Below are 11,023 nucleotides of genomic sequence, written 5' to 3'. Positions count from 1 at the left end.
AGACCCCGGGCGAGTCCCCGGCGGCGCGGGCCGCTCACGCCCAGCCACTGGCCGCCGGCACCCCGTGCACGGTCACCGCCCGTGCGTGCGTCGATCTCGACTCTCAGCGGGCGTGGTTGATGCGCGACGGCGCTATCGTCCGCGGGCCCGTCCCGATCGCGTCGGGCGGCAACGGCGAGGAGACCCCGATCGGACACTCGCTGCGCGTCTACCGCAAAGACAAGGACCACCTCAGCCAGGAGTCCCGGCTGCCCGACGGCCGGCCCGCGCCGATGCCCTGGTCGGTGTTCTTCCAGGACGGCGGCATCGCCTTCCACAGCGGCGACCCAGCCCGCTCGTCGGCCGGATGCATCCATCTCGAGCCCGCCGATGCGGAAGCGTGGTTCAACGACCTGCAGATCGGCGACCAGGTGCAGGTGGTGCGGGCCTCGGAGGAGAAGGCCGCGCGCACGCCCGCCTCCTGACCCCTACTCGCGTCGCCCCTTACGCAGGGCGACAGCGACACCAGCCCCGATCACCACCACTCCCCCGAGAACCCAGGGCCAGATCGGCGTGCTGTCGCCGCTCGTCGTCGACGCGGTGGTTGTGATGACGGTCGGCGCGGGCGTCGTTCCGACCGCCGGCGCGGTCGTGACCGCCGCCGGCGCGGCGCCCGTGCCCGCCGCAGTGAGCGTGAAGGAGATCGTGCCGACCACGGGATGTCCGTCCTCGGAGACAACCCGGTAGCCGATCTCGTAGCGCCCGGCCGGACCCAGCGGCCGCACCTGCGTGCTCACGGACGTCCCAGCACTGCTCACCTGACCGGCCTGCCAGCTCGTACCGTCCGGCCCGACGACCGTGATCGTCGAGAAGTCGGCCTGCATCTCCTGGTTGAAGGTCAGTGTCACCCCGCTGGGGGCGTCGGCGACCGACGCCCCGTCGGCGGGACTGCTGCTCTCCAGCCGCGTATGGGCGAGGGCGGGCGTCGCGCCGAGCAACAGGCCCAGACCGGCCAGAACGACGACGGCCGCCATCCGCCGCCATGATCGTCCGACGTCACGCACGGAAGCACCTCCGAGAAGCGGTTCCGGACACGACCGGGCCCGGTCTGACCCAAGAGTCCCATATCGCCGCTCTGCCCGATCTGGTCCCGGGATCCGAACCGAGTACCTTCTACGCAGAGTAGAGACAAGGTGGTACGCCCATGACGTCGCCCACGACGCACCGCGCCGCCGACCGCCGGGTCGAGGTGGTGGTGTCCGGCATGACGTGTGCCGCCTGCGCCTCCCGCGTCGAGCGCAAGCTCAACCGCGTCGACGGGCTCGACGCCAGCGTGAACTACGCGACCGGGAAGGCCGTGGTCACCGCACCGGCCGCAGTGTCCGACGCGGCCATCGTCGCGACGGTCGAGGGAGCCGGCTACGGCGCGGAGATCGCCGCGCCCTGGCCGCCCGCCGAACCGCCGGCGCCGCAGGACGCGGCCCGGCTGTTCCGCAGGCTGATCGTGTCGGTGCTGTTGTTCGTGCCGGTGGCCGACCTGTCGATCACGCTGACCGTGCTGCCGGACTGGCGGTTCCCGGGCTGGCAGTGGCTGCTGCTGGCGCTCGCTGCCCCGGTGATCGGGTGGGCGGCGTGGCCGTTCCACCGGGTGGCGTGGGCGAACCTGTGCCGCGGTACCGCGTCCATGGACACACTCGTCTCCCTGGGGATCGTGGCCGCGACGTCGTGGTCGGTGTACGCGATGTTCGCCGCGGACCCCCGACCCGGCTCGGCGTCGGGGCTGGCACTGCTGCTGCGGCCCGAAGGTGCGCTCTATCTCGAGGTCGCCGTCGGGCTGACGACGTTCGTGCTGGCGGGGCGCTACTTCGAGGCCAGGGCGAAACGGGCGGCAGGCGGCGCGCTGCGAGAGCTCGCGGCGTTGCGGGTCCGCGACGTCACCGTGCTGACCGACGACGGCTCCCCGCAGGCGGTGCCGATCGAGTCGCTACGGGTCGGGCAGCGGTTCCTCGTGCGCGCCGGGAGCACCGTCGCCACCGACGGCCGCGTCGTGGAGGGCCGTGGCGCGCTCGACACGAGCGCGATGACCGGCGAATCGGTCCCGGTCGAGGTCGGACCCGGGAGCTCCGTCATCGGCGCCACACTGCTGACCGGCGGGGCACTGGTGGTCGAGGCCACCCACGTGGGACGCGACACGCAGCTCGCGGCGATGGTCGAGCTGGTCGAGCGCGCCCAGTCCGGCGAGGCCGGGGTGCAACGGCTGGCCGACCGGATCTGCGGCTGGTTCGTCCCGACGGTCGTCGCGCTCTCCGCGGTGACCTTCGCCGGCTGGCTCGCGCTGGACGGCGGCGTCGAGCGCGCCTTCGCCGCGGCGCTGGCCGTGCTGGTAATCGCATGCCCGTGCGCCCTGGGGCTGGCGACCCCGACCGCGCTGATGGTCGCGTCCGGTCGCGGCGCGCGGCTGGGGATCTTCGTCAAGGGCTACCAGGCACTGGAAGCCACCCAGGGCATCGACACCGTCGTGCTGGACAAGACCGGCACCGTCACCACCGGGGTGATGTCGCTCGTCGAGGTCGCCGGCGCCAATGGCGTGGACCGGGCCGAGCTGCTGCGCCTGGCCGGCGGGCTGGAACAGTCCGCCGAGCACCCCGTCGCCGTCGCGATCACCGCGGTCGCACGAGCCGAGCTCGGCTCCCTGCCTGCCGTGACCGGGTTCGCCGCCGAGCCGGGCCTGGGCGCCGCGGGCGTCGTGGACGGCCACCGGATCGTCGCGGGCCGCGCCCGGCTGATCGACGAGCGCGGGCTCGCCGTGGCGCCGCAGCTGGCTGCGCTGCGCGGGGAGTGGGAGCGGGGCGGGCGGACCGTCGTGCTGCTGAGCCGCGACGAGATCGTGATCGGGATCTTCGCGCTGGCCGACACCGTCAAGCCCTCCGCGGCCGCAGCCGTAGCCGCGCTGCACCGGCTCGGGCTGCGCACCGTCCTGCTGACCGGCGACAACGCCCACACCGCCCGGGCCGTGGCCGACGAGGTCGGGATCGCGACCGTCGTCGCAGAGGTGCTGCCCGCCGACAAGGCCGGCGAGATCACCCGACTGCGGGCCGAGGGCCGGACCGTGGCCATGGTCGGCGACGGAGTGAACGACGCAGCGGCGCTGGCCACCGCCGATCTGGGTATGGCGGTCGGGGCGGGCACCGACATCGCGATCGACGCGGCCGACCTGATCCTGGTCCGCGACGACCTCACGGTGGTGGCCGATGCGATCGTGCTCGCCCGCGCCACCCTGCGCACGATCCGCGGCAACCTGTTCTGGGCGTTCGGCTACAACGTGGCCGCGATCCCGCTGGCCGCCGCCGGGCTGCTCAACCCGCTGGTCGCAGGCGGGGCGATGGCCCTGTCGTCGCTGTTCGTGGTGTCCAACAGCCTGCGGCTGCGCCGCCTGTCCCCCACGGGGTCCCGATGACGACACTGGCCTTCATGCCGCCGGCCGACCAGCCGCCGCTGACCGTGCTCACCGGGCTGACCAGCTGGACGTGGGACCCGTACATGCTCGTCCCGCTGGCCGCCGCAGCCGTGGCCTACCTGTGGGGCGTGCGGGTGCTGCGCCGCCGCGGTGACGTCTGGGAGCCCAAGCGAGTCGCCTACTGGCTTCTCGGGCTGGCGATCGTGCTGCTGGGCACGTCGTCGATGCTGGGGGTCTACGACCGCACGCTGTTCTGGGTGCCGGCGATGCAGCACATGCTGCTGCAGATGATCGCGCCCGTGCCGCTGGTGCTCGGCGCACCGATGACGCTCGCGTTGCGCACCCTGCCCCCACGCTGGCGCGCCGTGCTGCTCGCAGTGGTGCACTGCCCGCCGGCACGGTTCATCGCACACCCGGTGGTCGCGTTCATGCTGTTCGCGGCCACGCAGTTCGCGTTCTACTACACGCGCATCTACGATCTGTCGCTGACCAACGTGTGGGTGCACGACCTCACCCACGTGCACTTCGTGCTGATCGGGTTCCTGTTCTACTGGTCGCTGATCGGGCTCGACCCCGTGCCGCACCGGCCGCCCTTCGTGCTCACGTTCTTCCTCGTGGTCGGGCTCGGCCCGGTGCACATCCTGCTCGGTATCCCGATCATGATGATGAACACGCTGCTCGGCGGGGGCTACTACGAGTCGCTCGATCGCACCTGGGGGCCGACCCTGCTCGGCGACCAGAACCTCGGCGGCGGCATCCTGTGGGGTTTCGGGGACGTCTCCGCTGCCGTGCTGGTGGCCGCGTTCGCGGCCCAGTGGTATCGCACCGACCGACGTGACGCGGTACGCACCGACCGGGCCCTGGACCGGATCTACGGCGACTCCCCCACCATGACGCCGTGGTGGGTGGCCGACGCTACCGACCGGAAGCCGTCCGGGAGCTCCTGAGCGCCTCGAGCATCTCGCGGTAGGCCGCCGCGTCAGTGCTGGAGTCCGGATCGCGCCGGAAGCCGGACATCTGGTCGTACCGGTGCCATTGCACCAGCAGCACCACCTGTGCGGCCACGAGCGCCAGCTCGCCGAGTACCAGCGACACCACACCGGCCAGGCTCTGGTCGGCCAGCAGGTCGGTGGCCCACGGCAGCGTCAGGGTCCGGTAGTAGTTCTGCGCGATCACGTCCGTGCGGCTGATCACGATCACCGCGAACACCGCGTGGAACGGCATGACGGCGAACACCAGCCCGAGCCGTCCCAGATGCGGGAACTCCCGCGGCCGCGGATCGACACCGACCAGGACCCACCAGAACTGGTAGCCGACCGCGACGATCACGACGCTCAGCAGCATCCGCGAGAAGTGCTCGCTCGTCAGTGCCTCGAAGAGGTCCGTGAAGTACAGCAGGTAGTAGGAGCCTGCGAACAGCACGGCCGCGAGGGCGGGATGGGCCAGCAACCGCGCCGCCGGTGAGGTCGTCAGCGACTGCAGCCACTCCCGTGGGCCGGTCTGTCCGGCGGGGGCGGGCGCCAACGTCCGCAGGGCGAGGGTGACCGGCCCGCCGAGCACGAGCGCCAGCGGGGCGAGCATGTTGAGCACCATGTGGGTGGCCATGTGCGCACTCAGGCTGGCGGGGCTGTAGACCGCGATCCCCGACGACGTGCCCAGTACGCCGAGCCCGCAGCCCGCCAGCCACGCCCACGTCCGGCCCGCGGGCCACGTCTCCCCGCGGGCCCGCAGCCGCAGGACCCCGACGAGGTAGACCAGCGCGGCCGCGAGGAACGCCGTGCCGAGCAACAGGTCCCACCGCCAGGTGGTCAGCAGCACCCACGGAGACGGCGCGATCGGCAGCGGGTAGCCCACCCCGATCTCCACCGGGGTCAGCTCGCGGGTGAACACCACCGGCGGCGGCCGCTGCGTCAGCCCCGTGGTGACCCCCATGGTCACCAGCAGCAGGGCGGTCTCCAGTGTGGCGAGCCCGGCGAGGCGCCCGCGCGTCACCAGGCCGTCCGGGGACCGCACGACCCGACGCCGACCCACCAGCCCGGCCCCGCCGACGATCAGCAACGCCACCACCTTGACCAGCACCGTGACGCCGTAAGGGGTGGTCAGCAGCTGGTCCGGCGGCGCAAGCAACACCGCAGCCAGCACCCCCGACGCGCCGAGCACGGCCCAGCACGCCGTGGCGAAGGCCGGGTACCGGCGGACGGCGAGGGCCAGGTCGTCGGTGCGCCGGCGCAGCGCCGACAACAACGCGACCAGCACTCCGAGCCACATCCCGCCCGCGACCACGTGCAGCACCATCGCGTTCATCGTGTAGTCGTGCGCCGCACCCGCCGAGGCGTGCCCGATGAAGACGGGTGGCAGCAGCCCGGCCACGGCGAGGGCGGCCAGCGCCACCGTGGCCCGCCAGCGCAGCACCACCTGGCACCCGACCGCCACCACCAGCGCGGCGACCGCGGACACCACCCAGAACAACGGCTGGTAGAGCGTCGAGAACACCGCGGCCAGTGCCCGTGGCGTCAGCGCTCGGGTGACGGGCTCGCCGATCGAGTTGGCCGCGTCGAACGGAATCAGCAGCACCGCGGCCGCCACCCAGACCCACGCCGCTCGACCCGCGAGCCGTACCGCGGCCCACCCCTCTGCCACGAGCGCACCCGACGGGGACGCCGAGGTGAAGAACGCGCCGAACACCAGCGCTCCCACGGAGACGCCGGCGGCGATGTCGAAGGCCAGCCGCACCACGAACGCACCCACGGCGGTGACCGCACCGGGATCCGGGTAGCCCATCGCCCGGTAGGGCTCCGCTCCCGCCGTGAGCACAAGGGCGACCGCCACTCCGACGGCGACCACCGCGGCGCCCACCACGGCCCAGCGCCGCCACGATCCCGTCACGGTCCCGACCTCCTGTAGCGCGTCCCCGGTGGCGGTCAGTCTCCCCCGCGGCGCGCCCGGTCGTGCGCCCACCCACCGCCCCACACATCGGCGCTGGTCACAACCCATGCACATCCGTGCATCAGTTCATGTACGATTTGGCCTGTTTGCACTAGCCGCGAGGCGCATTCGGCCCTCTCGACGATGCAGTGCCGCATCGAGCACCGCTCCCCCGCTCCGACCTTTCCTGCCAGGAGGAACTGTGGCGTCCGCACCCGTTCGCACCCCGTCCGCTCCCCCACCACTCCCGGAGCCCCGTCGCCCGCGCGGGTTCGCGTGGGCCGCGCTGCGAGCGGACCTCGGAGCGTCCCTGGTGGTCTTCCTGGTCGCCGTGCCGCTGTCGCTGGGCATCGCGCTAGCCTCGGGCGCCCCGGTGATGGCCGGACTGATCGCCGCGGTCGTCGGCGGGATCGTCGCCGGGCTCGTCGGCGGGTCACCGCTGCAGGTCAGCGGGCCGGCCGCCGGACTGACCGTGGTGGTCGCCGAGCTGATCGACAAGTTCGGCTTCCCGGCCACCGCACTGATCACGGTCGCCGCCGGCCTCCTGCAGGTCGTGTTCGGGCTGACACGGGTGGCGCGTTTCGCGGCGGCGATCCCACCCGCGGTGGTGCACGGGATGCTCGCCGGCATCGGGTTGACGATCGCGCTGGCCCAGCTGCACGTCGTGATGGGCGGCCGCCCGCAGACCGGGGCGATCGACAGCGCGCTGGCCCTGCCCGGGCAGATCCTGGGCATCCACGACCACGCCGCCGTCGTCGGTCTCGTGGCGATCGCGCTCGTCGTGGTGTGGCCGCGTCTCCCGCAGAAGGTGCGCGCCGTTCCGGGCCCGCTGGTGGCGGTCGCCGCGGCGACCGGGCTGGCGATGCTGTGGCCTGACGTCCCGCGGGTGGATCTGCCCGGGGGCCTGCTCGACGCGATCGCACTGCCCCATCTGACGTCGCTGCCCGAGGGCCAGTGGGGTGGGCTGCTGGTCGGCGTGCTGACCGTGGCGCTCGTCGCCAGTGTGGAGAGCCTGCTCTCGGCGGTCGCGGTCGACCGGATGCACTCGGGTCCCCGCACCGACGCCGATCGCGAGCTCATCGGGCAGGGCGCGGGCAACACGCTGTCCGGGCTGCTCGGCGGCCTCCCGATCACCGGCGTGATCGTGCGCAGCTCGGCCAACGTGGCGGCCGGCGCCCGGACCCGCGCGTCCGCCGTCCTGCACGGCGTGTGGATCGCGATCTTCGCGATCGCGCTGGTCGGGGCCATCGAGGCCATCCCGCTCGCCGCGCTGGCCGGACTGCTCGTCGTGGTGGGCTCGAAGCTCGTCAAGCGCGACGACCTGCGCACCGCCCACACCCACGGCGAGCTGCCCATCTACCTCGCCACCGCGGGCGGGGTGGTGCTGCTCAACCTGCTGGAGGGCGTGGCGATCGGGCTGGCCGTCGCCGCCGTGGTGATGCTGCACCGCGCCGTGCGGGCCCGCATCCGGCTCGTCTCGCCCACCCAACCCGGCGACCCGCACCACCTCGTCGTCGAGGGCGCACTGGGCTTCCTCGCCGTGCCGACGCTGTCACGGACGCTGTCCCGGGTGCCTGCGGGCGTCGACGTGCGGATCGACCTCGTCGTGGACTACCTCGACCACGCCGCCTACGACCACCTCGACACCTGGGTGGGCCGCCACCGGCTCACCGGCGCCCACGTGGAGATCACCGAGCCCGACCACCGGGAGCACACGGCCCGCTCCCGGCCCCGGTTCGCCAGCTGGTCGCACTGGCAGCACGCCGCGGACGGCACCGGGTCACCCGCCCCGATCCTCGCCGGCGTCGCGGCCTACCACGCGAACACCGCCGGGCTCATCCAGCCGGCACTGCGCGACCTCGCCGCCGGCCAGGCCCCCTCGGCGCTCCTGCTGACCTGCGCGGACTCCCGCGTCGTGCCCAACCTGATCACCCACAGCGGGCCCGGTGACCTGTTCACCGTGCAGAACGTCGGGAATTTCGTCGGCGGCACCGCGTCCGAGGCGGCCATGCAGTACGCCACCACCGTCCTGCGGGTACCGCTGGTGGCCGTGTGCGGCCACTCCGGATGCGGCGCGATGGGCGCCGTGCTCGCCGGGCGGGGCCGCACCGGCGGACGCGGCGCGCTCACCGACTGGCTCGCCGCCGGCGCCCCGAGCCTGCACGCGTTCCACGGCGGGCATCCCGTCGGGCAGGCCGCGCTCGCGGCCGGGTACTCCGACGTCGACGCGCTGGCCATGGTCAACGTCGCGTTGCAGCTCGACGCCTTGCGCGGCCGCAACCCCGGCCAGGGCGGGATCAACCCCGACGTCGAGGCCATGGGACTGTTCTTCGACATCCCCACCGCGCGGGTCCTCGTACTCGATCACGATCGACAGGAGTTCCGCCCGATGTGATCGTGGGCCAGGATGCGCCCTCGTGAGCAACCTCGTTCTGCAGGCGACCGTCCTCGTCGCGTTCCCGGTCGTGGCGGCCGCGGTGGGCTCGGTCCTCGCCGCGTGGCGCCGGCCCGGGCCGAAGCTGACCAGCGGGGTGCAGCACTTCGCCGCCGGCGTCGTCTTCGCCGCCGTGGCCGGGGAGGTGCTGCCCGAGCTGCGGAAGGAGGGCCGGCTCGTCGCGGTGGTGATCGGGTTCGCGGTCGGCGTGGCCCTGCTGCTCACCCTCGGCGCCTACAGCCGCCGCGCCGAGGCCGCCGCCGCGCGGTCCCGGGGCGGCGGCCGGCTTCCGGTCGCGCTGCTCACCCTGGTGGGCATCGACCTGCTCATCGACGGCCTGCTGGTGGGGCTCGGCGTGACCCTCGGTGCCGGGCAGGGCGTCATCCTCACCATCGCCCTGACCATCGAGATCCTGTTCCTGGGCGTGGTCGTGTGCCTGGAGCTGCTCGATCTCGGGGTGAGCCGGGTCCGGTCCGCGTCGATCGCCTCCGCGCTCGGGCTGGTCACGGCCGTCGGTGCGATCGGCGGGGTGCTGCTGCTCGGCGGCGCGGGTCCCACGGTGCTCGCGGGGGTACTGGCGTTCGGGGCGGCCGCGCTGCTCTACCTGGTGGTGGAGGAGCTGCTGGTCGAGGCGCACGAGCAGGCCGAGACCCCGACGCTGGCCGCGATGTTCTTCCTCGGCTTCATCGGGCTCTACGTCCTGGCCGAGCTCGGCGGCTGAGCGCCGCACCCACGAGGACGGCGCCGACCCCGAGCACCACCAGCACCCACTCCGGGCCCGCGCCCGCCCGGGTCGCAGGCGTCAGCGCGGTGTGCAGGGGCACCTGCTCGACCAGGGTGTCCGCGACGAACTGACCGGTCTGCGCCACCACCGTGCCGTCGGGGCCGATGACGGCGCTGGCCCCGGTGGTGGCGGAGACCACCACGGCGCGGTCGTGCTCGACGGCCCGGACCCGCGACATCGCCATCTGCTGGAACGTCATCTCGGTGAGCCCGAAGGTGGCGTTGTTCGACGGCACGGCGAGCAGCTGCGCGCCGAGCCGCACCGGATCGGCCACCGCGCCGTCGAAGGCCACCTCGTAGCAGGTGGCGACCCCCACGACGGCGGGGCCGAGCCGCACCGGGGCCGGGTCGGTGCCGGGCACGAAGTCCTGGGTGACGCGGTCGACGAGCGGGTTGACCAGGCGCAGCACGTCGCGCATCGGCATCGTCTCGCCGAAGGGCTGCAGCCGGCGCTTGGTGTACTCGGCGACCGGACCGCGGCCCGGTTGCCACACCAGCGCCGTGTTGCGCGGCCCTGAGCCCTCGGGGCGCAGCACCGCGCCGACCAGGACCGGCACGCCGAGATCGTCGACGACGCCGCCGATGAGCTCACGGGCCCCGGGCTCGCGGTAGGGGTCGACGTCCGAGGAGTTCTCCGGCCAGACGACCAGATCGGGGCGGGGCACCCGTCCGGCGCGCACGTCCGCGGCCAGCCGGGAGGTCTGGCGCAGGTGGTTGTCGAGCACCGCTCGGCGCTGGGCGTTGAAGTCCAGGCCCAGCCGGGGCACGTTGCCCTGGATCACCGCTACGGTCACCGACCGCTCACCCGACGCGGCCGGGAGCGGGGTGAGCAGCCCGGCCACGACCGGCACCAGCACCGCGGCGACGGCCCCGGCCAGCCCGGCCGGCCCGCGCAGCCCGATCCGGGCCAGCCGCAGCCCCAGCGCGCCGAGCCCGAACCCGCACAGCGCCGTGGCGAACGAGAGCAGCGGAGCCCCACCCAGCGACGCCAGCGACAGGAACGGCCCGTCCGGCTGGCCGAACGCGACCCGCCCCCACGGGAACCCACCGAAGGGCACCCGGGCCCGGGCGGCCTCACCGGCGACCCAGAGGCACGCGGCCCACAAGGGCCACCCCGGCAGCCGCGACGTGACGGCGACCGCCGCTCCCACGGCCGCGGGGAACAGCGACTCGAGCACGACGAGCGCCAGCCACGGCCCGGGCCCGACGTAGGTGCCGGTCCAGACCAGCAACGGCAGCCCGAACGCGAGACCGAACAGCAGCCCCAGTCCGGCGCCGGTACGGACGCGGCGGCCGTGCAGGGCCACCGCCAGCAGCGCGAACGCCGGCAGCGCCAGCCACCACAGGGTGCGCGGGGGGAAGCTCAGGTACAGCAGGTAGCCACCGCTCGCGGCGGCCCCGGCCCGGGCGACGACCATGCCACGTCCACCGATGCGGGGTGCGGC

General features: G+C 73.6%; 8 protein-coding genes. 5 read left to right on the top strand and 3 right to left on the bottom strand.

The genetic code is table 11. The features are described from left to right. Window positions 1-464 (top strand): L,D-transpeptidase (locus BGP03_RS00130; RefSeq protein WP_299734951.1); only part of this gene is annotated, 464 nt, incomplete at its 5' end. A gap of 3 nt (window positions 465-467) precedes the next feature. On the opposite strand, the gene BGP03_RS00125 is transcribed toward BGP03_RS00130, so the two are convergent. Further along, a complete protein-coding gene (locus BGP03_RS00125) occupies window positions 468-1,043 on the bottom strand; it encodes a copper resistance CopC family protein (RefSeq protein ID WP_363093121.1) in 576 nt (191 codons plus the stop codon). A gap of 140 nt (window positions 1,044-1,183) precedes the next feature. On the opposite strand from BGP03_RS00125, the gene BGP03_RS00120 reads away from it, so the two are divergent. Together BGP03_RS00120 and BGP03_RS00115 are read left to right on the top strand one after the other, a co-directional pair. Then, entirely contained in the window at window positions 1,184-3,436 is a 2,253-nt protein-coding gene (locus BGP03_RS00120) for a heavy metal translocating P-type ATPase (RefSeq protein WP_296369042.1), read from the top strand. Continuing rightward, a complete protein-coding gene (locus tag BGP03_RS00115; protein ID WP_296369040.1) occupies window positions 3,433-4,383 on the top strand; it encodes a cytochrome c oxidase assembly protein in 951 nt (316 codons plus the stop codon). Before BGP03_RS00120 ends, BGP03_RS00115 begins: the two co-directional genes overlap by 4 nt. Here the strand turns inward: BGP03_RS00115 and BGP03_RS00110 are convergent. Continuing rightward, a complete protein-coding gene (locus BGP03_RS00110) occupies window positions 4,352-6,322 on the bottom strand; it encodes a cytochrome c oxidase assembly protein (protein ID WP_296369038.1) in 1,971 nt (656 codons plus the stop codon). The genes BGP03_RS00115 and BGP03_RS00110 overlap by 32 nt on opposite strands. A gap of 241 nt (window positions 6,323-6,563) precedes the next feature. Here BGP03_RS00110 and BGP03_RS00105 point away from each other — a divergent pair, with 241 nt between their 5' ends. Both BGP03_RS00105 and BGP03_RS00100 read left to right on the top strand, forming a co-directional pair. Further along, entirely contained in the window at window positions 6,564-8,756 is a 2,193-nt protein-coding gene (locus BGP03_RS00105) for a bifunctional SulP family inorganic anion transporter/carbonic anhydrase (protein ID WP_296369036.1), read from the top strand. A gap of 22 nt (window positions 8,757-8,778) precedes the next feature. Then, window positions 8,779-9,516 (top strand): hypothetical protein, encoded by a 738-nt coding sequence (locus BGP03_RS00100; protein WP_296369034.1) that lies wholly within the window; start codon window positions 8,779-8,781, stop codon window positions 9,514-9,516. On the opposite strand, the gene lnt is transcribed toward BGP03_RS00100, so the two are convergent. Further along, window positions 9,479-10,996: an apolipoprotein N-acyltransferase gene (gene lnt, locus BGP03_RS00095; protein WP_299734947.1), complete on the bottom strand. Its 1,518-nt coding sequence runs from the start codon at window positions 10,994-10,996 to the stop codon at window positions 9,479-9,481. The genes BGP03_RS00100 and lnt overlap by 38 nt on opposite strands. Window positions 10,997-11,023: the final 27 nt, after the last annotated feature.

The organism is Pseudonocardia sp. 73-21, assembly GCF_001899645.1.
Taxonomy (GTDB): domain Bacteria; phylum Actinomycetota; class Actinomycetes; order Mycobacteriales; family Pseudonocardiaceae; genus Pseudonocardia.
Note: the sequence above shows the minus strand (reverse complement) of the source record. Positions and strands in the feature narration are given on the sequence as shown.

Coding starts and splice junctions, on each gene's coding strand:
- BGP03_RS00120 (WP_296369042.1), top strand. CDS start 1,184: ATGACGTCGCCCACGACGCACCGCGCCGCCGACCGCCGGGTCGAGGTG.
- BGP03_RS00115 (WP_296369040.1), top strand. CDS start 3,433: ATGACGACACTGGCCTTCATGCCGCCGGCCGACCAGCCGCCGCTGACC.
- lnt (WP_299734947.1), bottom strand. CDS start 10,996: ATGGTCGTCGCCCGGGCCGGGGCCGCCGCGAGCGGTGGCTACCTGCTG.